Raw genomic sequence first — 26,233 nt, 5'->3', positions numbered from 1 at the left:
TCGGCACGCTGGAGTGGGATCTCCCTCTTTCAGGCTGTAACTACGTCGCCAAGTACGGCGGACATGAAGAATAAAACTCGTATGAAGGTTAATTTAATGAGTGCAATTCCAGTAAATGCGGCCGTCGTTGATAAAAACACGATCGTACGCACAGAAGTTTTGACCAAGGGTAAAGCCACTAAAATCAAAGCCATTGAAAATGGTAAATACATTCTGGCTGAAGGAGAAAACGGTTTTGCGCCTGAAAACATTACGCTGAAACGCGTAGGCAAGGATCTGCAAATTTTCCTTGAAGGCGACGATCAGCCCCAGTTAATTATTGAAGGCTTTTACGACCACCCAGGTGAACTGGTGGGTAAAGGCGAAGACGGCCAGTGGCACGAATATATTGCCACCAGTGGCGATGACAACGATCAAGCCGCTTTCCTGCTTGATGGTGAAAGCTCAGCCGTCGCGCTGGGTTCTGGCATCTTCGGTATGGGCGACCTCATCGCTGCCGGTACCGCACTTTCCCCTGCCCTGTTAGCCTTAGGCGCACTGGCAGCACTCGCTGCAGCCACTGGTCTGGGCTACCTGATCGGTAGGAATCGCTCCGATGATAACGGTGGCGGCAACGACGGCGGCGCAGTAGGTAATGACGTCATACCTGCCCCGGCTATCGGCGAAGCACGTGATGACAAAGGCGATATCATCGGCCCGATTGAAAACGGCGGCGTCACCGATGACGATACTCCAACACTAATTGGTACCGGTACGCCGGGCAACATCATCATCATCAAAGACGGTGATGACATTATTGGTTCCACTATCGTCGGCGACGACGGTAAGTGGGAATTCACGCCTGAAATTCCGCTGGAAGAAGGCGAGCACGTTATTACGCCCATTGAGCGTGACAAAGATGGCAACACCAGCGAACCTGGTGAAGACTTTACCGTTATCGTTGACTTGACTCCGCCAGATACAGCGAAGCTGCTCACGGTCACTGATGACGTCGGTCCATACACTGGCGAACTGAAAAGCGGTGATGTTACCGATGACAACACCCCTACTTTCACGGGTACCGCAGAAGCCGGTTCAACAGTTGAAGTGTGGATGGATGGCGTATTAATCGGTACTGCAATTACTAACCCACAAGGGAACTGGTCCTTTACCCCGGCAGAAGGCGTGGTAACAGATGGTACGCACGAGTTTACGCTGATTGCCGTGGATAAAGCCGGTAACCGTGCTACGCCAAGCGACCCGTTCGAGCTGACCATTGATACCGAGGCGCCTACTCGCCCGGGTGATGGTGACAAAGGCGGTATCGAGTTGGTCTACGATGACGTAGAGCCTCGTGTCGGGCCAGTAGCAAACAATGGCTATACCAACGACAACACACCAACTTACAGCGGTGGCAGTCAAACACCGGGCGACCTGATTATTGTCTATGACAATGACAAAATCATCGGTTCTGTCATTGTTGACCCTGATGGTAAATGGTCATTTACGCCAAACCCTGTTTTCGAAGACGGTCCTCACACCGTCACTATCCGCCTGCGCGATCCAGCAGGTAATGAATCGCTGCCATCCGATCCTTGGACCGTTATCGTTGACACTATTACTCCGGGTAAACCGGGCGAAGGTGATAACGGTGGTATCGATCTGATCATAGATGACGTCGGTGCAATTCAAGGTCCAATTGCGCGCGGTGGCAACACCGATGATACCCAACCAACGCTGGAAGGTAGCTTCCAACAACCGGGTAGCATCGTGACCATTATTGATAATGGTGAGGTAATTGGTTCCGCTAAAGTCGATGAAAATGGCGGCTGGCAATTCACGCCAGACACCCCACTGGCAGAAGGCGATCACAACTTCACCATCATCGTCACCGATCCAGCTGGCAATGAGTCCGAAGAGTCCGACCCATATCTGGTGATCGTAGACATCACTGCGCCAGACGCGCCGGTGATCACCTCCGTGGTTGACGATCAAGGTGCCGTGACCGGGCCTATCAACGCCGGCGACACCACCGATGATGCGCAGCCGCAAATCAGCGGTACCGCCGAAGCCAACAGCCTCGTCAACATCTATGACAATGGCATTCTGATTGGTAGCACCCAGACCAATGCACAAGGTCAGTGGACCTACACGCCAGTGCCTCCACTGCTGAACGGCCCACACAACCTGACCGCCACCGCGCGCGACATCGCCGGTAACATCAGCGAACCGTCCAACGAGTTCGGCTTTGAGCTGATCGCCGGCGGCAGCGCCACCGCACCAGCCATCATTGGCGCGTGGGATGATGTCGAAGCCCATGTCGGCATGCGCGACAGCGGCGACGTCACCAACGACGCCCGCCCTGAACTGCGCGGTACTGCACAAGCTAACCAACTGGTGACCATCACTCAAGACGGTCAAGTGGTCGGCAGTGTCACTGCGGACGCCAACGGCCAGTGGAGCTGGACACCAACCGCTAACCTCAGCGAAGGGGTGCACAACTTCAGCGCCTCCGTCACCGATGCCGCAGGTAACCCGGTCCGTACCGGTAACTTCCGTCTGGACATCGACACCACCGCACCGGATGCGGCTGACGACACCACCGCCAACGACAACGTCGGGCCAATCACTGGGCTTATCCCGCAAGACGGCATCACCGACGACAGCACCCCGACCTTTGAAGGCACGGGCGAAGCCGGCGATATCGTTATTATCAAAGACAACGATGAAGTTATCGGTTCCACCATCGTGCGTGACGACGGCAGCTGGGAATTCACCCCAGACACACCGCTGGAAGACGGTCAACACAGCGTGGTCATCATCATCGAAGATCCAGCCGGTAACGCCTCCGATCCGAGTGCACCGATTGACTTCGACGTGGACACCCGCAATGTGATCATCAGCATCGATTACGCTATCGACGACGCGGGCGATATCACGGACAACCTGAGCGCAGGCTCAGCGACCGATGACACCACGCCAACGCTGGTCGGTAAAGCCACACCAAACAGCATTGTTGAGCTGTTTGACGGCACCACCTCACTGGGTAGCGTACGTGCTGACGCCCGCGGTAACTGGAGCTTCACGCCAACCACCCCGCTGGCTGAAGGCCCGCACAGCTTCACCGCTGTCGCCACCAATGCGGCCGGTGTGGTCAGTGACCCAACCGCAGCGTTCGACCTGAACATCGACACCACGGCACCGGAAAAACCGGGTACCGGCAATGGCGGTGACGGTATCGGCGACGTGCTGGACGACGTCGGTCTGGAGCAAGGCTCTGTCGGCAACGGCGGTCGTACCGATGACACCAACCCAACCCTGGTCGGCAGCGGCCTGCAACCGGGCGACATCGTCACCATCATCGATAACGGTGAAGTGATTGGTTCCGCACGCGTTGACGGCAACGGCGGCTGGCAATTCACGCCAGACACCCCGCTGAACGAAGGCGACCACAGCTTCACCATCATCGTCACCGATCCGGTTGGCAATGCCTCTGAGGAGTCTGACCCGTACCTGATTGTGGTCGATCTCACTGCGCCAGACGCGCCGGTGATCACCAGCGTGTACGACGACCAAGGCACCGCCACCGGTAACCTGAACCCAGGTGACACCACCGATGACGCGCAGCCGCTCATCAGCGGTACTGCCGAAGCCAACAGCCTGGTCAGCATTTATGACAATGGTCAGTTGATCGGCACCACCCGTACCGATGCGCAAGGCAACTGGAGCTACACCCCAGTCCCACCGCTGTTGAACGGCCCGCACAACCTGACCGTCACCGCGCGCGATGTCGCCGGTAACATCAGCGAACCGTCCAACGAATTCGGCTTTGAGCTGATCGCTGGCGGCAGCGGCACCGCACCGTCCATCATTGGCGCGTGGGATGATGTCGAATCTCACGTCGGGATGCGCGACAGCGGCGACGTCACCAACGACGCCCGCCCTGAACTGCGCGGTACTGCGCAAGCTAACCAGCTGGTCACCATCACGCTGGACGGTCAAGTGGTTGGCAGCGTCACTGCGGACGCCAACGGCCAGTGGAGCTGGACACCAACGACTGACCTCAGCGAAGGGATCCACAACTTCACCGCCTCGATCACCGATGCGGCGGGTAACCCGATCCGTACCGGTAACTTCCGTCTGGATATCGACACCACCGCACCGAATGCGGCGGACGATACCACCGCCAACGACAACGTTGGGCTGATCGTCGGGGAGATCCCGCAAGACGGCGTCACCGACGACAGCACCCCGACCTTTGAAGGCACGGGCGAAGCCGGCGATATCGTTATCATCAAAGACAACGATGAAGTTATCGGCTCGACCATCGTCGGCGATGACGGTAGCTGGAGCTTCACGCCAGACACCCCACTCGAAGACGGTCCACACAGCGTGGTTATCATCATCGAAGATCCAGCCGGTAACGCTTCCGATCCGAGCGCACCGATTGACTTCGACGTGGACACCCGCAATGTGATCATCAGCATCGATTACGCTATCGACGACGCGGGCGATATCACGGACAACCTGAGCGCAGGCTCAGCGACCGATGACACCACGCCAACGCTGGTCGGTAAAGCCACACCAAACAGCATTGTTGAGCTGTTTGACGGCACCACCTCACTGGGTAGCGTACGTGCTGACGCCCGCGGTAACTGGAGCTTCACCCCAACCACCCCGCTGGCTGAAGGCCCGCACAGCTTCACCGCTGTCGCCACCAATGCGGCCGGTGTGGTCAGTGCCCCAACCGCAGCGTTCGACCTGAACATCGACATTACCGCACCGACCAAACCGGGCGAAGGCGGCACGGGCGGTGACGGGATCGGCGACGTGCTGGACGACGTCGGTCTGGTGACCGGCTCTGTGGGCAACGGCGGCAGCACCGATGACACCACCCCAACGTTGGTCGGCAGCGGTCTGCAACCGGGCGACATCGTCACCATCATCGACAACGGTGAAGTGATTGGTTCGGCACGCGTTGACGGCAACGGCGGCTGGCAGTTCACGCCAGACACCCCGCTGAACGAAGGCGACCACAGCTTCACCATCATCGTCACCGATCCGGTCGGCAATGCCTCTGAGGAGTCGGACCCGTACCTGATTATTGTTGATATCACTGCGCCAGACGCGCCGGTGATCACCAGCGTGTACGACGACCAAGGCACCGCCACCGGTAACCTGAACCCAGGCGACACCACCGATGACGCGCAGCCACAAATCAGCGGTACTGCCGAAGCCAACAGCCTGGTCAGCATTTATGACAATGGCCAGTTGATCGGCACCACCCGTACCGATGCGCAGGGCAACTGGAGTTATACCCCAGTCCCACCACTGTTGAACGGCCCGCACAACCTGACCGTCACCGCGCGCGATGTCGCCGGTAACATCAGCGACCCGTCCAACGCATTCGGCTTTGAGCTGATCGCTGGCGGCAGCGGCACCGCACCGTCCATCATTGGCGCGTGGGATGATGTCGAATCTCACGTCGGGATGCGCGACAGCGGCGACGTCACCAACGACGCCCGCCCTGAACTGCGCGGTACTGCGCAAGCTAACCAACTGGTCACCATCACGCTGGACGGTCAAGTGGTCGGCAGCGTCACTGCGGACGCCAACGGCCAGTGGAGCTGGACACCAACCGCTAATCTCAGCGAAGGGATCCACAACTTCACCGCCTCGATCACCGATGCGGCGGGTAACCCGATCCGTACCGGTAACTTCCGTCTGGATATCGACACCACCGCACCGAATGCGGCGGACGATACCACCGCCAACGACAACGTTGGGCTGATCGTCGGGGAGATCCCGCAAGACGGCGTCACCGATGACAGCACCCCGACCTTTGAAGGCACGGGCGAAGCCGGCGATATCGTTATCATTAAAGACAACGATGAAGTTATCGGCTCGACCATCGTCGGCGATGACGGTAGCTGGAGCTTCACGCCAGACACGCCGCTGGAAGACGGTCCACACAGCGTGGTCATCATCATCGAAGATCCAGCCGGTAACGCCTCCGATCCGAGCGCACCGATTGACTTCGACGTGGATACCCGCAATGTGATCATCAGCATCGATTACGCTATCGACGACGCGGGCGATATCACGGATAACCTGAGCGCAGGCTCAGCGACCGATGACACCACGCCAACCTTAGTGGGTAAAGCCACACCAAACAGCATCGTTGAGCTGTTTGACGGCACCACCTCACTGGGCAGCGTGCGTGCTGACGCCCGCGGTAACTGGAGCTTCACCCCAACCACCCCGCTGGCCGAAGGGCCGCACAGCTTCACCGCTGTCGCCACCAATGCGGCCGGTGTGGTCAGTGACCCAACCGCGGCGTTCGATCTGAACATCGACACCACGGCACCGGAAAAACCGGGTACCGGCAATGGCGGTGACGGTATCGGCGACGTGCTGGACGACGTCGGTCTGGAGCAAGGCTCTGTCGGCAACGGCGGTCGTACCGATGACACCAACCCAACCCTGGTCGGCAGCGGCCTGCAACCGGGCGACATCGTCACCATCATCGATAACGGTGAAGTGATTGGTTCCGCACGCGTTGACGGCAACGGCGGCTGGCAATTCACGCCAGACACCCCGCTGAACGAAGGCGACCACAGCTTCACCATCATCGTCACCGATCCGGTTGGCAATGCCTCTGAGGAGTCTGACCCGTACCTGATTGTGGTCGATCTCACTGCGCCAGACGCGCCGGTGATCACCAGCGTGTACGACGACCAAGGCACCGCCACCGGTAACCTGAACCCAGGTGACACCACCGATGACGCGCAGCCGCTCATCAGCGGCACCGCCGAAGCCAACAGCCTGGTCAGCATTTATGACAATGGCCAGTTGATCGGCACCACCCGTACCGATGCACAGGGCAACTGGAGTTATACCCCAGTCCCACCACTGTTGAACGGCCCGCATAACCTGACCGTCACCGCGCGCGATGTCGCCGGTAACATCAGCGACCCGTCCAACGCATTCGGCTTTGAGCTGATCGCTGGCGGCAGCGGCACCGCACCGTCCATCATTGGCGCGTGGGATGATGTCGAATCTCACGTCGGGATGCGCGACAGCGGCGACGTCACTAACGACGCCCGCCCTGAACTGCGCGGTACTGCGCAAGCTAACCAGCTGGTCACCATCACGCTGGACGGTCAAGTGGTTGGCAGCGTGACTGCGGACGCCAACGGCCAGTGGAGCTGGACACCAACGACTGACCTCAGCGAAGGGATCCACAACTTCACCGCCTCGGTCACTGATGCGGCGGGTAACCCGATCCGTACCGGTAACTTCCGTCTGGATATCGACACCACCGCACCGAATGCGGCGGACGATACCACCGCCAACGACAACGTTGGGCTGATCGTCGGGGAGATCCCGCAAGACGGCGTCACCGATGACAGCACCCCGACCTTTGAAGGCACGGGCGAAGCCGGCGATATCGTTATCATTAAAGACAACGATGAAGTTATCGGCTCGACCATCGTCGGCGATGACGGTAGCTGGAGCTTCACGCCAGACACGCCGCTGGAAGACGGTCCACACAGCGTGGTCATCATCATCGAAGATCCAGCCGGTAACGCCTCCGATCCGAGCGCACCGATTGACTTCGACGTGGATACCCGCAATGTGATCATCAGCATCGATTACGCTATCGACGACGCGGGCGATATCACGGATAACCTGAGCGCAGGCTCAGCGACCGATGACACCACGCCAACCTTAGTGGGTAAAGCCACACCAAACAGCATCGTTGAGCTGTTTGACGGCACCACCTCACTGGGCAGCGTGCGTGCTGACGCCCGCGGTAACTGGAGCTTCACCCCAACCACCCCGCTGGCTGAAGGCCCGCACAGCTTCACCGCTGTCGCCACCAATGCGGCCGGTGTGGTCAGTGACCCAACCGCGGCGTTCGATCTGAACATCGACACCACGGCACCGGAAAAACCGGGTACCGGCAATGGCGGTGACGGTATCGGCGACGTGCTGGACGACGTCGGTCTGGAGCAAGGCTCTGTCGGCAACGGCGGTCGTACCGATGACACCAACCCAACCCTGGTCGGCAGCGGCCTGCAACCGGGCGACATCGTCACCATCATCGATAACGGTGAAGTGATTGGTTCCGCACGCGTTGACGGCAACGGCGGCTGGCAATTCACGCCAGACACCCCGCTGAACGAAGGCGACCACAGCTTCACCATCATCGTCACCGATCCGGTTGGCAATGCCTCTGAGGAGTCTGACCCGTACCTGATTGTGGTCGATCTCACTGCGCCAGACGCGCCGGTGATCACCAGCGTGTACGACGACCAAGGCACCGCCACCGGTAACCTGAACCCAGGCGACACCACCGATGACGCGCAGCCACAAATCAGCGGTACTGCCGAAGCCAACAGCCTGGTCAGCATTTATGACAATGGCCAGTTGATCGGCACCACCCGTACCGATGCGCAAGGCAACTGGAGCTACACCCCAGTCCCACCGCTGTTGAACGGCCCGCACAACCTGACCGTCACCGCGCGCGATGTCGCCGGTAACATCAGCGACCCGTCCAACGCATTCGGCTTTGAGCTGATCGCTGGCGGCAGCGGCACCGCACCGTCCATCATTGGCGCGTGGGATGATGTCGAATCTCACGTCGGGATGCGCGACAGCGGCGACGTCACTAACGACGCCCGCCCTGAACTGCGCGGTACTGCGCAAGCTAACCAGCTGGTCACCATCACGCTGGACGGTCAAGTGGTTGGCAGCGTCACTGCGGACGCCAACGGCCAGTGGAGCTGGACACCAACGACTGACCTCAGCGAAGGGATCCACAACTTCACCGCGTCGATCACCGATGCGGCGGGTAACCCGATCCGTACCGGTAACTTCCGTCTGGATATCGACACCACCGCACCGGATGCGGCGGACGATACCACCGCCAACGACAACGTTGGGCTGATCGTCGGGGAGATCCCGCAAGACGGCGTCACCGATGACAGCACCCCGACCTTTGAAGGCACGGGCGAAGCCGGCGATATCGTGATCATTAAAGACAACGATGAAGTTATCGGCTCGACCATCGTCGGCGATGACGGTAGCTGGAGCTTCACGCCAGACACGCCGCTGGAAGACGGTCCACACAGCGTGGTTATCATCATCGAAGATCCAGCCGGTAACGCTTCCGATCCGAGCGCACCGATTGACTTCGACGTGGATACCCGCAATGTGATCATCAGCATCGATTACGCTATCGACGACGCGGGCGATATCACGGACAACCTGAGCGCAGGCTCGGCGACCGATGACACCACGCCAACGCTGGTCGGTAAAGCCACACCAAACAGCATCGTTGAGCTGTTTGACGGCACCACCTCACTGGGCAGCGTGCGTGCTGACGCCCGCGGTAACTGGAGCTTCACCCCAACCACCCCGCTGGCCGAAGGGCCGCACAGCTTCACCGCCGTCGCCACCAATGCGGCCGGTGTGGTCAGTGCCCCAACCGCAGCGTTCGACCTGAACATCGACACCACCGCACCGGAAAAACCGGGCACCGGCAATGGCGGTGACGGGATCGGCGACGTGCTGGACGACGTCGGGCTGGAGCAAGGCTCTGTCGGCAACGGCGGTCGTACCGATGACACCAACCCAACCCTGGTCGGCAGCGGCCTGCAACCGGGCGACATCGTCACCATCATCGACAACGGTGAAGTGATTGGTTCGGCCAAAGTCGACGACAATGGCGGCTGGCAGTTCACGCCAGACACCCCGCTGAACGAAGGCGACCACAGCTTCACCATCATCGTCACCGATCCGGTCGGCAATGCCTCTGAGGAGTCTGACCCGTACCTGATTGTGATTGATCTCACTGCGCCAGACGCGCCGGTGATCACCAGCGTGATGGATGATGTTGCAGGCGGGATTGTGGGTGACTTGCCTAACGGCTCACACACCAACGACACCACGCCAACGCTCAATGGTACAGCTGAAGTAGGCAGTATCGTGCGTATCTATGACGGTACGAGAGAGTTGGGCAGTGTGGTGGCCACCGACGGTAGCTGGAGTTACACACCAGATGCATTAACCAACGGTACCACCTATAACCTCCGGGTGACCGCCACCGATGAGGTTGGTAACGTCTCGGACTTCTCCGCGAGCCGGCAGATTACTATCGATACTACGCCACCTGCAGCACCAGCCATCACCCGCGTAGAAGATGACGTGGCGGGCGGTATCGTCGGTGATGTGCCTAACGGCTCGGTGACCAACGACGCCACGCCAACGCTCCGCGGTACGGCAGAGGTGGGCAGCATCGTACATATCTATAACGGTAACAATCCGACACCGATAGGCAGTGTGGTGGCAACCGATGGCACTTGGAATTTCACAACAACGCCATTGACTAGCGGCACAACCTATAACTTCCGGGTGACCGCCACCGATGAGGCCGGCAACACCTCCGGTGATTCGGGTACGCGCTCAATCATCGTCGATACGCAGGCGCCGAACGCGCCGGTCATTTCCCGCGTAGAAGATAACGTGGCTGGCGGTATCGTCGATGACTTGCCTAACGGCTCGGTGACCAACGACAACACGCCAACGCTCAGAGGTACGGCAGAAGCCGGCAGTATCGTACGTATCTATAACGGTACGACACTGTTGGGTAGTGCGGTGGCAACCGGTGGCAACTGGAGTTTCACGCCTCCAGCATTGACCAACGGTACTACCTATAGCTTCCGGGTAAATGCCACCGATGCGGCCGGTAACACCTCGGGTTATTCGGGAACGCGCTCAATCATCGTCGATACGCAGGCGCCGAACGCGCCGGTTATTACCCTCGTGGACGATAACGTGACTGGCGGTGCCTTCGGTGACGTGCCTAACGGCTCGGTGACCAACGACAATACGCCAACGCTCAGAGGTACGGCAGAGGCAGGCAGTATCGTACGTATCTATAACGGTACGACACTGTTAGGCAGTGCGGTGGCAACCGGTGGCAGCTGGAATTTCACTCCTTCAGCATTGACCAACGGTACTACCTATAGCTTCCGCGTGACTGCCACCGATGCGGCTGGCAATACCTCAGGTTATTCGGGTACGCGCTCAATCATCATCGATACGCAGGCTCCGAATGCACCGGTCGTTACCCGCGTGGACGATAACGTGGGTACACCGGAGAGTGTTGCCAATGGCGGTAGCACCGATGACAACACCCCAACGTTGGTTGGTACTGCCGAGGCGGGCAGCATTGTGCGCATTACGGTAGATAACGGCACCGTCTATTCAGTTACCGCCACTGGCGGCAACTGGACATGGACGCCTCCTGCTGGGCTGGCACTGGGGAATCACACCTTTAGCATCACGGCAACGGATGCAGCGGGTAATACCAGTGGAGCAACCACGCGTACGCTGACAGTGGTAGCACCGACGGTTTCAGGAGGCGAGAATTTCGAAGGCCTGGTTTCTGGAACCTATTTATCAAACACTCCATTACCTTCCGGGATGAGAATTCTTAACGGATTCACAATAGGGACATCGCTCTCACAGAGATGGTTTTTCGAACCGAATCAAACTCATACCTTCCGTATCGAAGGCGGCGTTACCTCCATTGAGTTTGGTGTTTCCGCGTGGGGTACGGCGGAGACTGGCTGGAGAGGGGGGCAACCGCTGATCGTGACCTACTACAATACTGCGGGTGCTGTACTGGCAAGAATGAGTTACTCCGAAGGTGCAAACGGGAATGGGGTTGTTCTGTATCGAGCTCCAGCCGGAGAAGTGATTGGTAATGTATCTCTGACGACAGCAGACGTAGGTGGCCTATATCTCGATGATGTCACCTGGGGCGATATGACAGGACACTCAACCAACTACATTACGGGTAGACCGCTGGCTACTTTCTCCATGATGGAAGAAAACAGTGAGGACGAAAGCCAGCATATTTCATCTCTGGGTGAAGAAGAGGTCACCCATCCAGATGAAGCAAACAGCGACAATGATCACCACACGTTGATCCTCGAACATATGGAACAACCGATTGATCTGAACACTGTGGTCAATAACAACGAGGTAGTGTCTACGGTAGACATGAACAACGGTCACCAAGACATCCTCAACATCACGTTGGACGATGTCCTGATCCACGGTGAAACAGATGCCTTTATCGCCGATGGCGCGAAGCAGATGATGATCCAAGGTGAGGAAGGTGACGTGGTTAACCTCGAAGCTCAGCTTCAGGGTACCGACCCGGCGGATTGGGCGAAAGCAGCGCAAGCCGTGGAAGTTGCAGGTGTCCGTTACGATGTGTACCAAAACAGCAATATGAACGTTGAGCTGTTGGTTCAGGAGGGTGTAACGACCAATCTTAATTAATCCCCCGTAAACCCGACGCCGTCGCCTATTGTGGGCGGCGTCAGGCTACAGGGCTTAACCGATTTTTTACTTATACCCTTTTTGTAACCGGTCTCTTGTAGACCGTGGAGAAGTCATGACAATCTTTAAAACTTCCGCCCTGGCTTTATTGTTCAGTGGCGCATGTACTTTGTTTGGCGCGCACGCCGCAGAAGTGTTCGGCCAAGGCTATCAACCGGTAGCCAGCGTAGGTCAGAGCCAGGCGCAAGTGGTGTTCTACCGCGAGGCGGACGAAACTCCGGGCAGCGCGAACGTCTACATTGATGGCGAGTTTCAGTCCGCCCTGTTACCGGATGGTTTCACCACCTTCTGCGTCGCGCCGGGCAAACACAGCCTTGGGGCGTTTGTGAAGGATGCGCCTTTGTATCAAGGTAAGCGCGATCAACCTTGGAGCGATAATCTGGAGGGGGGCAAAACGTACTTCCTGAAGGTAGGCAATGAGCAGGATGGTAAACCACAAGCACTAACTCGTGCGGATGCCGAGAAAGCCCTGCGTAGCATGAAAGCACAGATCCATACGCTATCACGCGCCTCAGCGGTAGAAACCTGTAATTACACGCAAACGCCATATAAGGACTACACCCTTTCTGGTGACGTATTGTTCCGCTTTGGTAAATCCGATCGCAACAACATCACCGCCGAAGGACATCGTTCTATCACTGAGCTGGTGCAGAAGATTCGCAGTGAAAACGCGACCATCCGCAACATTTTGGTTACCGGCCATACCGACCAGATTGGTTCAGCACAAACCAACCTGAGACTCGGCCAGCGTCGTGCAGAAACCATTCGCCAGTTGATGGTTCAGGCAGGTATCCCAGCACGTAGCATTACCGCCACCAGTGCGGGTATGAGCGAGCCGGTAGTGTATGACTGTTACGGTAGTAAGGCTGAGCAGATTGCTTGCTACGCGCCAAACCGTCGCGTAACGGTTCGTGTCGATGGCAGCAGCGCGGCAGACCAGTAATCACGTATTCACACGTCAAAGAACGATTTAAGCCTTACGGCATGTGAACTTCACGGGACGGAGCTTTCCGTCCCGCTATTTTCTCAGTGCAGGAACCTCTGATGGATTTTCCTCTTTCACGACAACGCACCCCATTGACCGCCCTCGCCTTATTACTTTGCACCCTTTCTGCCACCGCAGCCGGCCAATCCTACCCACTATTTGCAGAGCAATTTAGCGGTAGCGTACCGGTGGTTAATGAGCTTTCGCAGGTTATTTATTATCGCGAGTACAGCGATTCCGCACGTAAGGAAGCCGCCAATATCTATATTGATAAGCAACTCCATACCTCGTTATTACCCGGCGGCTACACCGTTTTCTGCCTCAAACCTGGGCCACACACTTTGGGTGCCTATTTCAGAGCTGGCACGCGTTACCCTGGGAAAACCAGTGACCTGTACGCGGCACAACTACGCGGCGGTAAAACCTATTTCCTACGCGTTAGTGAAACTGGTGAGTTTCGTCCACAACCGGTAAAACGCGCCATCGCAGAAAAAAACCTGCAAGGGCTGCATCGCCAAGTGCATATGCTCAATCGAGCCGCCAATATGGAACCTTGTGCTTGGGACCCGACCCGTGAACAGCAAACTCGCGAGTATGCGATCGACGTGGTGGTATTGTTCGGCCCTGATGACTCAGAGGCACATCAACTCACTGCCACAGGGCGCAAAGCGGTGGCGGAACTGGCGCTAACACTGCGTCAGGATCTCAGCAAAATCAATCGTGTTAACGTGGTCAGCCAAGCCCATGATGCAAAAGGTCGTGCACTGTCACCGCGTCTGCGCCAGCAACGCGCTGAAGTTCTACGCGATCAATTGATCAAGAACGCAGTACCTTCGCAATTGGTCACTATTGCTGATGAGCCTCCCGCCGCCACAGGGGAAACTTTATGCACTGGGAACTGCGCTTCATCCCAACAACAAATTAAGGTTTACGCCAACTAGAGCGGCTTTTTTCTACTGCGAATCGGTATTTGAGACAGTTCTTGCCCAAGATTTATCGGTAGTGATGTCAGAATTTTCCTGTTCCCCAATACAGAGAAAAGCATATGCAACATGACATCGACCAGAAAGCGCGGGAGGAAGCAACAGAAGCCAAGGCCTTTACCCGCCTTGACGACAGTCTGCTCAGGAGTGTCTCTTGGGTTTGCCAATACTACGGTCTGGAAAAATCCGATCAAGGATTGCTGTCCGGCCTGCCACGTGCAGGACTTCTCACCCCTTCACTGGCGCTGAACGCGCTGGAAAACGCCGGCTTGACCGGGGGGCTGGTCGAGCGAGGGTTGCAGGAGCTGCCCGAGCAGGTCATGCCGATCATCCTGATTCGTGATAATTCAGCCGGTTGCGTTGTTTTGTCTCGCCGTCAGGTGATCAACGCCGAAGGCAAAAAGGACTTGGCTTATCAAATCATTTTGCCAGAAGTCAGCGAACTGCCGGTGGAAGTGCCTCATGCAGAACTGATGAGCTATTACTCCGGCTACGCCATTTTGGTTAAACCCTTGGCGAAAGTGGAAACCAGCGATGATGACCCGCTGCCGGTACCGAAAGGACATTGGCTGTTCAGCACCCTGTGGCGCTATCGTCGCTACTACCGCAGTGCTGCCATCGCCGCCGTTCTGATTAACGTGCTCGCACTGGCTAGCGTGTTTTTCACCATGAACGTTTACGACCGCGTGATCCCTAACCAAGCCTTCGTCACGCTGTGGTCATTGGCCATTGGTGTCACGATTGCGATGATTTTCGAAGCCTCTACCCGTTACATACGTGCGCATTTGATTGATGTCGCTAGCAAGAAAGCCGACTTGGTTCTGGGCAGTATTCTGTTCCGCCAGGCGCTGTCTGTTCGAATGGAACACAAACCCGCCTCATCAGGTAGTTTCGCTAACCAAATTCGTGAATTTGAGTCGGTGCGTGATTTTATCGCCTCCGCCACCTTAGCGGTAGTCACCGATTTACCCTTCGCACTGCTGTTTATCGGCGTGATTTTCGCGATTGGCGGGCCGCTGGCTTGGATCCCGATGTTGATGATTCCGTTGATCATTATCGTCAGTGTGGTCATTCAGTGGCCGCTGTCACGCGTGATGAAAGAAAACCTGAAAGAGTCCTCGCTGAAACAAGGCGTGCTGATTGAATCCATTGAAGGAATGGAAACGCTGAAATCCACGGGTGGTGAAGCCTGGATGCAGCGTCGGTGGCAGAACTTTAGCGCCATGCAATCCACCTCCGGTATGAAATCTCGTCATTATTCCTCGATCGCGACCGGGGTGGCGGCTTTCCTGCAACAGTTCCAAACTGTCGCGCTGATCGTCGTCGGCGTGTATCTGATTGATGCTGGCACCCTCACCATGGGTGCACTGATTGGTACGGTGATGCTTTCTGGTCGCTGTACGGCACCGCTGAGCCAAGTTGTCGGGCTGGCGATCCGTTTCCAGCAAGCCAAAGCCGCGCTGAGCTCATTGAATAAACTGATGGAAATGCCCGTCGACCGTGACGTAACGCAAAACTATCTCGCACGGCCTGAGCTCAGCGGCAATATCAAACTACAGGGTGTGAGCTTCTCCTACCCCGCTCCGCCAATGCAACCAACGCCGGAAGTGCTGAAAGGGATTAATTTGACCATTCAAGCCGGTGAACGAGTGGCCATTATCGGCCGTATCGGCAGTGGTAAATCTACCTTGCTGCGCCTAATTGCCCGCCTGTATCAACCGGTGAAAGGGCAAATGTTCGCAGACTCTTTGGACGTGAATCAGATTGACCCGGCGGACTGGCACCGAGCTGTTGGATTTGTCGGGCAGTCCGCGCGTCTGTTCCACGGCACTTTGCGTGAAAACGTCATGATCGGCTGTCAAGAAGCCACTTCGCGTGAACTGCTGCGTGTTCTCAAGCTAACCGGTCTCGACCAGGTGGCAGCTAATCACCCTGCGGGCATCAATCTCCCTGTTGGTGAGAGCGGTGAAAGCCTTTCTGGCGGGCAACGCCAACTGGTGGCACTGGCTCGTACTTTAATTGCCAATCCGACGTTGTTGTTGATGGATGAACCCACCAGCGCGATGGACTCGCAAACTGAGCAACACTTTATTGCCCAACTGAAACTTGCCATTCAGCAACAAACCCTGATTGTCGTGACCCACCGCCCTTCGATGTTGGCGCTGGTTGACAGGATCATTGTGGTGGAAGGCGGCAAGGTGATGTTAGACGGGCCGAAAGAGAAGGTGCTTGCCCAGTTGCAACAAAAACCGGCTACCCCTGCGGCAGCTCGAGTGAACAAAGTCGCCCCAGCGGATGCCGCCAATGCCGCTACGGCCTCTAACACTACGCCGGTTTCCGCCTGAGAGAATTAATATGTTGTTTAAAAAGAAAAAAAATAGTATCTCGCGCAATGATAGCGCTTTCATGAGTGATATTCATGAGTCTTTGCTCGCGCAAACCACACCAGGGTCCAAATTAGTGCTGTACATGGTTTTGGTCGTCTTGATCGGGGGCCTCGTCTGGGCCCACTTCGCCCGCGTGGAAGAGATTACTCGCGGAGAAGCCAAGGTCATCTCCAAAGGACGCGAACAGGTGATTCAGAGCCTTGAGGGCGGTATTCTCGCCAGTATGAAGGTTCATGAAGGCGATATCGTCGAGCGCGGTCAACCGTTGCTACAAATGGACCCTACCCGCGCCGAGTCCAGCTATCAGGAAGTACGTCGTAAGGTCATCGGCCTAAAGGCCACCATTGCCCGTTTACGTGCAGAAGCCTTCGATACACCGCTGGTATTTGATAAAGAAGTGTTAAGCGTACCGCGCGAAGTCGAGCTGGAAACCAGCGCCTATCAATCGCGCAAAAAATCACAGGACGCCAGTATCGCCGCACTGCAAAAAAGCTATGACCTTTCGATGCGTGAAATCGCCCTTGCAGAACCCTTAGCGGCGCGAGGCTTGATGTCTGAAGTTGAAATATTACGTATGCGCCGGCAAGCCAACGACCTGCTCTCGCAGATTGCCGATCGCAAAAACCGTTTTCAGTCCGAAGCGAATACCGAGCTCACTAAGTTAGAGCTTGAGTTGGCACAGACAACGGAAAGCATGATTGGGCGTGCCGACATCGTCGATCGCACCACCATCACTGCGCCACTACGCGGTACGGTGAAAAATGTGCGCGTCAGTACCATTGGCGGGGTCATCCAGCCGGGTGAACACATTATGGAAATCATTCCATTGGAAGACCAGTTGCTGGTTGAAGCGCAAATTCGCCCTTCTGACGTGGCGTTCTTACACCCCGGTTTACCTGCAACGGTAAAAATTACCGCCTATGACTATGCCATTTACGGCGGGTTGACCGGTCAGGTTGAGAATATCAGCCCGGATACCTTAAAAGATGACCAAAAAGCCGCCGCGGGTCGCCCGGATGCGATTTATTACCGCGTGATGGTGTTGACCGACAAAAGTAGCCTGAAATCCGGCAGCAAAGAACTGCCGATTATTCCGGGTATGGTGGCGAGCGTTGAAATTAAAACCGGCGAAAAAACCATTCTTGATTATCTGCTGAAACCGGTGCTTAAAGCCCGTGAAGCCTTTCGTGAGCGCTAATCTATGTTGAATACAATGAAAAAGCGCCCAACGAAAGTTCGGTTGCTGACCCTCGCTATCTCTCTCACGTTATATGGCGTGAGCAATACTCCGGTGCTCGCGACAGAAGACGATGAATTATTGATGTTTACTCAGGTGGCAAACAGCGCGCCGGAAAGTCTCGCGCCAACGCCGGTAGTCAAGCCGTCGCCGGCTCCGTCGAGCCCTTTGCTGAGTACACCAACCAGCAGCAATACGGTTAATACGCGTCCCGAAGTGGCGCAAAGTGTTCCTGTTCCTGCCGCGCGCCCGGTATTCTCGGCTCCGCTGGTGAGTACTCCACCAGTAACATCATCGGTCATACCTCAGACGGCACCACCGGTAACATCTCAGGTAACTCCAGCCGCCGGCAGCAATATCACACGTTCTGAACCTGAAATCGTCAAACCGGTGTTCAGTTCGTCGGCTAAACCGGTGGCTCCTGCACCTGTGGTTTCAGTGCCAGCCGTTTCAACACCTCGAGTCGATTCGACGTCTGTCGTTTCAACACCTATGGTTTCAACACCCATAGCTCCGGCTCCGGTGATTGCAGCGCCTGTCGCGCAGGTGCGCAATGATGTCAAAGGCGCACCCTCCGAAAATGAAATCAAAGCGCTGTTTTCACAGGCCGTGATGCAAGCCATCCGCATCAGCCCGCAAATCAACAGCAGCCGAGCGCAGGTCGAAGCCGCTGAGGGCAATGTCGATGAAGCCAAAGGTCAGCGCTGGCCACAGATTGATGTGACATCAAACAGTAAAAGTCTTTACTTTGGTGGTGGTAGCCGTGGTGCGACCCAAAATGACGAGATATCCTTTGGCGCAAATATGGCCACTACCCTGTACGATTTTGGTCAAACCAGCAATACGATCAAAGCCCGTCAGGATCAGGCTCGAGCCGCTACATTGATGGTCAACGCAGAAACAGAAACCACGGCGTGGGACGTCAGCAGTGCGCTGACGGAATTGGGCAAACAACGCCTGATCATCGCCATCAGCCAGGATTATGTCACGCGCATGAAAGAACTGACCAACATGCTTCAGGGCATTGTCGAGGTCGATCAAGGGCGCAGAAGCGAATTAACACAGGCTAAAGGAAGACTGCTCTCCGCGCAGGCACAGCTTGATGCCGCCGTGGCGAAAGAGCGTGATACCGAAATTGTGCTGTACCGCTTGTTAGGTGAAACCGCCATTCCGTTGCCACCGGCCAACCAGTGGAATATGCATTTGCCTGACATCGACAGCCAGTTGAGCAAGCTTGAGCAGCACCCGACTATCCTGAAAGCGCAAGCTGATACACAAGCCGCCTTGTCAGAAGCGGCAGCGGTACGCTCTTCCGGCTTACCCAAACTCAACTGGGTGGTGAGTAAAAATACTGGGCAGGATGAGTTAGGCCGTCGACAAGCTTTCCAGACAGGATTACAAGTGAGTTGGGGCGTGTTTCGTGGTGGCTCTAACACTGCCGCTGAGCGTGCAGCGTTAGCCCGTGCAGAGGCCAATCGGCATTTGGTCGATGAACAGCAGCGCGATTTAGAGCAGCGCGTTAGAGCCGCCAATCAGGATGCCAATGCCCTGCTTGAACGTGCCGACCTATATCATAATTTGACGGCAGAAACCGATCGCATTCGCTTGGCCTTTTTTGACCAGTGGTATCACCTTGGTCAACGTACATTACTCGATGTGCTTAGTGCGGAAACTGACTATTATAATAACAGAGTCAGCGAAGTCGGCAGTCGCTTCGACGGTTATGCCGCCATCATGCGTAGCTATGCGAGTTCAGGAACATTAGTAAACTGGTTGAACAATCGACCGCTCTAACACTAATTTAGCTACCCTGACCCGTTGCAGGGTAGCGTAAAACGAAGGGAAAATAACGATGACTTCTAATAAATCCGCTGAAGTTCGCGTAGGCGTGGTTGATGATCACCCTTTAATTCGTAAGGCCGTGTTTTATAGCCTGGAAAGAGAACCCGATATGGTTCTGACTGCCGTCTGTAAAAACCGCGATGAAATCATTCCTTATTTAAACGCCGGGGAAGTTGATTTGTTGGTGCTCGATTATTTATTGGGCGGCAATAATATGGATGGGTTGCAGCTAGTGAAACATCTGCGTTTACACTACCCCAAAGTCAAAATCTTGATGTATTCCGCGGTGGAAAGCCCTGCGGTAGTGCAATTGGTGATGAAAGCCGGTGTGAAAGGTTTTATCGGCAAAAGCAAAGAACAGGAAGAATTGATTAAAGCCATTCGCCATGTCGCGCAGGGTAATCGCTTCCTCACTTCTGATATGCAATTTGAATTGGATAAATTCAGCGTTTCGGAAAAAAGCATGCTGCCATTTATGGTTCCACGTGCCGAAGGCGATGACGTTGAGGTATTAACACGCAACCTCTCCCCTAGAGAGGTTGAGGTTATTCGCTGTTATCTCGACGGAATGAGCATTTCAGAAATTGCGATTAAATATAACCGCAGCCGTAAAACCATTAGCGGTCAAAAACAATCGGCACTGCGTAAACTGGGAATGAAAACGGACGTCGAGCTATTTAAATTCCAAGGCACGATTGAAGGCTAACCCCTTTTTATGCCCGATAATGGCCGCAAACCTAAGTTTAGGTTTGCGGCCATACTTCATTTAAAACTCGACCTGAGCCCCCAACTCCACCACCCGGTTCGGTGGGATCTGGAACTGATCCGGTGCTCGCAGCGAGTTACGCTGTAAAATCTGGAACAGTTTACCGCGCACCAGCAAATACCACGGCCGTTTGCCGAGGACCAACGTATCTCGCGACATAAAGAACGAGGTCTCGGTCATCACACAGTTCAGCCCTTCCAGCCCGCAGCGATAGAGAATATCCTTCACGTTAGGGGTTTCGCGCCAACCGTAACTCGCCACCACTCGCCAAAAACTCGGTGAGAGTTGCTCAATGGTCACTCGTTGCACGTTGTGTACATAAGGGGCATCAGCGGTAGTAATAGTCAGCAGCACCACTCGCTCATGCAACACTTTGTTATGTTTAAGGTTATGCAGTAATACCAGCGGTAATGCATATTGTGCGCGGGACATAAATACCGCCGTACCCGGTACACGCAGCGGTGGCGATTTTTCCAGCGAGTCGATCAGTGCATCCAGCGCTTCCGGGCTTTCACGCAGGCGACGTAACAAACGCGAACGTTCGGTTTTCCACGTCAGCATAATCATCAAAATGGTCAACCCCAACGCCACCGGTAACCAGCCGCCGGAGAACAGTTTGATCAAGTTTGCACCAAACAGCGGGATATCAATTGACATCAGTACCAACAACATCAATGCCCCCCAGTAAGGTTTCCAGCCCCAGTTTTTCACCGCCACGATACACAGCAGAATCGAGGTCAACATCATGGTGCCGGTCACAACAATACCGTAGGCCGAAGCCAAATTACTGGAGTGTTTGAAGCTGATGATCACAATCAGCACCGCGATATACAGCAACCAGTTAACCACCGGAATGTAGATCTGCCCCGATTCCACATCTGAGGTATAAACGATGCGCATCGGCGGTAAATACCCCAACCGCACCGCTTGACGCGTTAAGGAGAACACCCCGGAAATCACCGCTTGCGACGCGATTACCGTCGCCAGAGTGGCAATAATCAACAGTGGGATCAGCGCCCAATCGGGAGCCAACAGGAAGAATGGATTTTTAATCGCATCAGGATTGGTCAGTAATAAAGCGCCCTGACCAAAGTAGTTCAGCACCAACGCTGGCCCCACCAGCGAGAACCAAGCAATGCGGATCGGTTTTTTACCAAAGTGCCCCATATCCGCATACAAGGCTTCGGCACCGGTGACCGACAGCACCACCATCCCCAAGGCAAAGAACGAAACTCCTTTATATTCCATAAAGAAATTCATCGCCCAATAGGGGTTCATCGCCTGCAATACGCCGGGATGACGCAAAATCCCGCCGATCCCCAGCAACGCTAGCGTCAGGAACCAAATCACCATCACGGGCGCGAAAAGCTTACCCACGCTGCCAGTACCATGTTTTTGAATGACAAACAGCCCGGTCAACACAATGATCGCCAACGGAATAATAAAGCGATCCAATTGCGGTGCGGCAATCTCCAAACCTTCAATCGCCGACAGTACCGAGATCGCTGGCGTGATGACACCATCACCGTAGAAGAAACTGCCGCCAACCAAACCAAAGAACACCATCAGCGGAACCCAACGCGGGTTCAGGTGACGAATGGCTAATGACATCAGAGTCAAAACGCCGCCTTCCCCATCGTTATCGGCGCGCATCACGAAGCAAACATATTTGATGGAGACGACTAACACCAGCAACCAAAAGATCAGGGATAAAAACCCGAAAATTGACGCCTGTGTCGTGATTATCCCTTCCGCCCCGGTCAAACACTCACGCAAGGTATATAACGGACTGGTGCCGATATCCCCATACACCACACCAATGGCGGCCACGGTGACCGCCGGTAAAGACTGTTTGTTTTTTATATGCATATCATTGCTTCATTAAATAAAAGAGAAAGCCTCGTTGGCAGTATAGTCGTCGCCAGATAATTTTCGCTGTGCCAACAGAAAGATAGTGGGTTTCTATCTATTGCTTATCGTTGATGGAAATCTGTACAGATAATTCTACGTAACATGAGAGCCGGCTAACATACACATTAGAGACTGGGTTTGCCCCCGATTTTATGGCATGATCTGTAACATTCGTTGTCATCGTTGTGACGGCCATAAACCATATCCATATACAGGAGCCATAGTGGCGAAGAATTATTACGACATCACTCTGGCAATGGCCGGGATCAGCCAGTCGGCTCGGTTAGTGCAGCAATTGGCACACGATGGCCAATGCGATCGCGAAGCGTTTCATACCTTATTAAATAGCCTGCTACAAACCGATCCCCCATCCACACTGGCCGTATTTGGCGGTGAAGAACGCAACCTAAAAATCGGTTTGGAAACCCTGCTTGGCGTACTCAATGCCAACAACAAAGGGCCGGGTGCCGAGTTAACCCGCTACACCATCAGCCTGATGGTGCTAGAACGCAAACTGAACGCCAATAAACCAGCGATGAATCAGCTAGGTGAACGTCTTGGTCAATTAGAACGCCAGTTGGCGCATTTCGAATTGGAGTCTGACACCATCATCAGTGCCTTGGCAGGCATTTATGTCGATGTGGTCGCGCCTTTAGGGCCGCGCATTCAAGTCACCGGTTCACCGAGTATCTTGCAAAATCCCCAAGTACAAGCCAAAGTTCGTGCCACTTTACTGGCAGGTATTCGCGCCGCCGTGTTGTGGCAGCAGGTTGGCGGTAGCCGCCTGCAATTAATGTTTTCCCGAAATCGTCTGCTCAAGCAGGCGCAAAAAATCGTTGCTCATTGTTAATCTTCCCAGGAGTTGCTACCGATGGAATTATCCTCACTGACCGCCGTTTCCCCCGTTGATGGACGCTACGGTGATAAAGTCAGCGCACTGCGCACCATTTTCAGCGAGTACGGCTTGCTGAAATTCCGCGTACAGGTTGAAGTACGCTGGCTGCAAAAATTGGCCGCCTGCGCAGAAATCAAGGAAGTTCCCGCTTTTGACGCCAACGCAAACGCTTACCTCGACCAGATCGTCGCAGAGTTTAGCGAGCAAGACGCCCAGCGCATCAAGACTATCGAACGCACCACTAACCACGACGTGAAAGCAGTGGAGTATTTCCTGAAGGAAAAAGTGGCGGCGGTTCCTGCCCTGCATGCGGTGTCTGAGTTCATCCACTTCGCTTGTACTTCTGAAGACATCAACAACCTGTCGCACGCACTGATGCTGCAAACTGCGCGTCAAGATGTGGTGCTGCCGTACTGGCGTAAAATTATCGATGCCATTAAAGCGTTGGCACAGGAACACCGCGATATTCCTTTGCTGTCTCGTACCCACGGCCAACCCGCTACGCCGTCAACCGTCGGTAAAGAGCTGGCTAACGTCGCTTACCGGATGGAGCGTCAGTTCCGTCAGTTAGAGCAAGTCGAAATCCTCGGTAAGATCAACGGCGCCGTAGGTAACTACAACGCTCACATCGTCGCCTATCCAGAAGTTGACTGGCACCAGTTCAGCGAACAATTCGTGACTTCGCTGGGGATCAACTGGAACCCGTACACCACTCAGATCGAGCCGCACGACTACATTGCGGAACTGTTCGACTGCGTGGCACGTTTCAATACCATCCTGATCGACTTCGACCGCGATATTTGGGGTTACATCGCCCTGAACCACTTCAAGCAAAAAACCATCGCCGGTGAGATTGGTTCTTCCACCATGCCGCACAAAGTTAACCCGATCGACTTCGAAAACTCCGAAGGCAATCTGGGCTTGGCGAACGCCGTATTGGGGCACTTGGCGAGCAAACTGCCAGTATCCCGCTGGCAGCGCGACCTAACCGACTCCACCGTGCTGCGTAACTTGGGCGTGGGTTTGGGCTATGCGTTGATCGCCTATCAATCCACCATGAAAGGCATCAGCAAACTGGAAGTGAATCAGGCTCACCTACTGGATGAGTTGGATCACAACTGGGAAGTGTTGGCAGAACCGATTCAGACCGTGATGCGTCGTTATGGCATTGAAAAACCTTACGAGAAGCTGAAGGAATTGACCCGCGGCAAGCGTGTTGACGCCGCCGGAATGCAGGCCTTTATCGATGGTTTGGCCTTGCCAGAAGAAGAGAAAACACGCCTGAAAGCGATGACGCCAGCAAACTATATTGGCCGTGCGACAACGATGGTTGATGAGTTGAAGTAATTCTTTCAGCTTACGACCGAAATGGGGGCAAAAATTGCCCCCAACAAACCCCCTAGCTATTCGTAACCTATTGACTGAGCTTTTTCCGCCCGTACACCACCCAAGTGATCACCACACATAACAGGTAAAACACCAAGAAGACCTTCATGGCTCCGGCCGGTGAGCCAGTCAGCGCCAAGGAGGTGCCAAAAGCTTTAGGGATAAAGAACCCACCGACAGCACCAATCGCAGAGATAAAGCCCAAGGCTGCCGCAGAATCTGTAACGGCTTCACGCTGCGCCATCTCATCGCTACCCCCCTCTAACTTGACGCGATCAACGGTAATCTTGCGAAAAATCACGGCGATCATCTGGAAAGTCGAACCACTGCCTAAGCCTGCGGTCAGGAACAACACCATGAACACGCTATAAAACGCCATAAATGAACCAGGGTGCGCACCACCCGGTAAGGTCAGGAACAACAGCGCGGCGAAGGTCGCCATCAGCACAAAGTTGATTAAAGTGACACGTATGCCACCAAAGCGGTCGGAAAGCATACCACCAACGGGGCGAGCCAACGCGCCGAGGAGTGGACCGAAGAAGGCATAGTGCAAGATCACGACGTCTGGGAACTGCGTTTTTGCCAGCATGGCAAAACCGGCAGAAAAACCGATAAATGAACCAAAGGTCGCGAGGTACAACAGGCTCAAAATCCACAGGTGGCCGCGTTTCAATACCGGCAATTGCTGGCTAAGAGACGCCTTAGCGGTAGAAAGGTCGTTCATACCAAACCAAGCCGCCAGAGAGAAAATCACTAAAAACGGCACCCAAATCCAAGCGGCGTTTTCCAACCACAGTTGGCCCCCCTCCGCCTGCGTTTGCGCCGTACCACCAAAAATACCGAACATGGCAAAAGAGACCGCCAGCGGTGCAACTAACTGCATCACGCTCACGCCCAAATTCCCTAATCCCCCATTTAGCCCCAACGCCCCGCCCTGTTTGGCTTTCGGGAAGAAGAAGCTGATATTCGCCATGCTGGAGGCAAAGTTAGCGCCACCAAATCCGCACAACAACGAGATAACGATAAACACGTTGAAGGAGGTGGTCGGGTCTTGCACCGCAAACCCTAACCACAGGCAAGGAACCAACAGGAGACAAGTACTGATGGCGGTCCAACGACGGCCACCAAACATCGGGATCACAAACGAATAAGGCACGCGCAAAATCGCCCCTGATACTGAAGGCAGCGCGGTAAGTAAGAACAGTTGATCAGTGGTGAAATTAAACCCCACTTTGTTCAGATTGACAGCCACGGCGCTGAACAACATCCAAACGCAAAAGGCTAATAACAGACTAGGAATGGAAATCCACAGGTTACGTTTGGCAATGTGCTGACCCGTTTGCTGCCAGAAAGCGGCATTCTCTGGTTGCCAATCCTGAATAACCGCACCCGTTTTCTTTGATGACGGCGTTGCAAGTTGCGACATAAAAACCTCAGAAACA

The 26,233-nt window shown here is 55.2% G+C and carries 11 protein-coding genes; 9 read left to right on the top strand and 2 right to left on the bottom strand.

What is annotated here, in order from left to right:
- Positions 1 to 96: 96 nt before the first annotated feature.
- The 7 genes from AC3ISQ_RS09545 to AC3ISQ_RS09515 all read left to right on the top strand — a co-directional run bounded on the left by AC3ISQ_RS09545 (position 97) and on the right by AC3ISQ_RS09515 (position 20,539).
- A complete protein-coding gene (locus tag AC3ISQ_RS09545; protein WP_489352645.1) occupies positions 97 to 12,339 on the top strand; it encodes an Ig-like domain-containing protein in 12,243 nt (4,080 codons plus the stop codon).
- 115 nt (positions 12,340 to 12,454) lie between these two features.
- Positions 12,455 to 13,342: an OmpA family protein gene (locus AC3ISQ_RS09540; protein WP_489352644.1), complete on the top strand. Its 888-nt coding sequence runs from the start codon at positions 12,455 to 12,457 to the stop codon at positions 13,340 to 13,342.
- 101 nt (positions 13,343 to 13,443) lie between these two features.
- Complete coding sequence (locus AC3ISQ_RS09535) at positions 13,444 to 14,325, top strand: hypothetical protein (RefSeq protein WP_489352642.1); 882 nt, start codon at positions 13,444 to 13,446, stop codon at positions 14,323 to 14,325.
- A 104-nt stretch (positions 14,326 to 14,429) separates the two neighbouring features.
- Positions 14,430 to 16,712 carry a type I secretion system permease/ATPase gene (locus tag AC3ISQ_RS09530; protein ID WP_489352640.1) on the top strand — a complete coding sequence of 761 codons (2,283 nt, stop codon included), beginning with the start codon at positions 14,430 to 14,432 and terminating at the stop codon, positions 16,710 to 16,712.
- Positions 16,713 to 16,722: 10 nt separating this feature from the next.
- On the top strand, positions 16,723 to 17,952 hold the full coding sequence (locus AC3ISQ_RS09525) for an HlyD family type I secretion periplasmic adaptor subunit (protein WP_489352638.1): 1,230 nt from the start codon (positions 16,723 to 16,725) through the stop codon (positions 17,950 to 17,952).
- A gap of 3 nt (positions 17,953 to 17,955) precedes the next feature.
- Positions 17,956 to 19,785, top strand: a complete 1,830-nt coding sequence (locus AC3ISQ_RS09520) for a TolC family protein (protein ID WP_489352636.1) — start codon at positions 17,956 to 17,958, stop codon at positions 19,783 to 19,785.
- Positions 19,786 to 19,843: 58 nt separating this feature from the next.
- Positions 19,844 to 20,539: a response regulator gene (locus tag AC3ISQ_RS09515; protein WP_489352635.1), complete on the top strand. Its 696-nt coding sequence runs from the start codon at positions 19,844 to 19,846 to the stop codon at positions 20,537 to 20,539.
- A gap of 60 nt (positions 20,540 to 20,599) precedes the next feature.
- Here AC3ISQ_RS09515 and kup read toward each other — a convergent pair whose 3' ends face one another.
- Positions 20,600 to 22,468: a low affinity potassium transporter Kup gene (gene kup / locus AC3ISQ_RS09510; protein WP_489352633.1), complete on the bottom strand. Its 1,869-nt coding sequence runs from the start codon at positions 22,466 to 22,468 to the stop codon at positions 20,600 to 20,602.
- A gap of 265 nt (positions 22,469 to 22,733) precedes the next feature.
- Between kup and hflD the strand changes: the two genes are divergently transcribed.
- Together hflD and purB are read left to right on the top strand one after the other, a co-directional pair.
- Positions 22,734 to 23,360, top strand: a complete 627-nt coding sequence (gene hflD / locus AC3ISQ_RS09505; protein WP_489352631.1) for a high frequency lysogenization protein HflD — start codon at positions 22,734 to 22,736, stop codon at positions 23,358 to 23,360.
- Positions 23,361 to 23,381: 21 nt separating this feature from the next.
- Positions 23,382 to 24,752: an adenylosuccinate lyase gene (purB, locus tag AC3ISQ_RS09500; RefSeq protein ID WP_489352630.1), complete on the top strand. Its 1,371-nt coding sequence runs from the start codon at positions 23,382 to 23,384 to the stop codon at positions 24,750 to 24,752.
- A gap of 67 nt (positions 24,753 to 24,819) precedes the next feature.
- On the opposite strand, the gene AC3ISQ_RS09495 is transcribed toward purB, so the two are convergent.
- Positions 24,820 to 26,217: a NarK family nitrate/nitrite MFS transporter gene (locus tag AC3ISQ_RS09495; RefSeq protein WP_489352628.1), complete on the bottom strand. Its 1,398-nt coding sequence runs from the start codon at positions 26,215 to 26,217 to the stop codon at positions 24,820 to 24,822.
- Positions 26,218 to 26,233 lie beyond the last annotated feature (16 nt).

Source organism: Serratia sp. KH_031 (assembly GCF_057839655.1).
Note: the sequence above shows the minus strand (reverse complement) of the source record. Positions and strands in the feature narration are given on the sequence as shown.

Excerpts from the sequence above, each read along its gene's own strand:
- AC3ISQ_RS09545 (WP_489352645.1), top strand. The coding sequence starts at position 97 with ATGAGTGCAATTCCAGTAAATGCGGCCGTCGTTGATAAAAACACGATC.
- AC3ISQ_RS09540 (WP_489352644.1), top strand. The coding sequence starts at position 12,455 with ATGACAATCTTTAAAACTTCCGCCCTGGCTTTATTGTTCAGTGGCGCA.
- AC3ISQ_RS09535 (WP_489352642.1), top strand. The coding sequence starts at position 13,444 with ATGGATTTTCCTCTTTCACGACAACGCACCCCATTGACCGCCCTCGCC.
- AC3ISQ_RS09530 (WP_489352640.1), top strand. The coding sequence starts at position 14,430 with ATGCAACATGACATCGACCAGAAAGCGCGGGAGGAAGCAACAGAAGCC.
- AC3ISQ_RS09525 (WP_489352638.1), top strand. The coding sequence starts at position 16,723 with ATGTTGTTTAAAAAGAAAAAAAATAGTATCTCGCGCAATGATAGCGCT.
- AC3ISQ_RS09520 (WP_489352636.1), top strand. The coding sequence starts at position 17,956 with ATGTTGAATACAATGAAAAAGCGCCCAACGAAAGTTCGGTTGCTGACC.
- AC3ISQ_RS09515 (WP_489352635.1), top strand. The coding sequence starts at position 19,844 with ATGACTTCTAATAAATCCGCTGAAGTTCGCGTAGGCGTGGTTGATGAT.
- kup (WP_489352633.1), bottom strand. The coding sequence starts at position 22,468 with ATGCATATAAAAAACAAACAGTCTTTACCGGCGGTCACCGTGGCCGCC.
- purB (WP_489352630.1), top strand. The coding sequence starts at position 23,382 with ATGGAATTATCCTCACTGACCGCCGTTTCCCCCGTTGATGGACGCTAC.
- AC3ISQ_RS09495 (WP_489352628.1), bottom strand. The coding sequence starts at position 26,217 with ATGTCGCAACTTGCAACGCCGTCATCAAAGAAAACGGGTGCGGTTATT.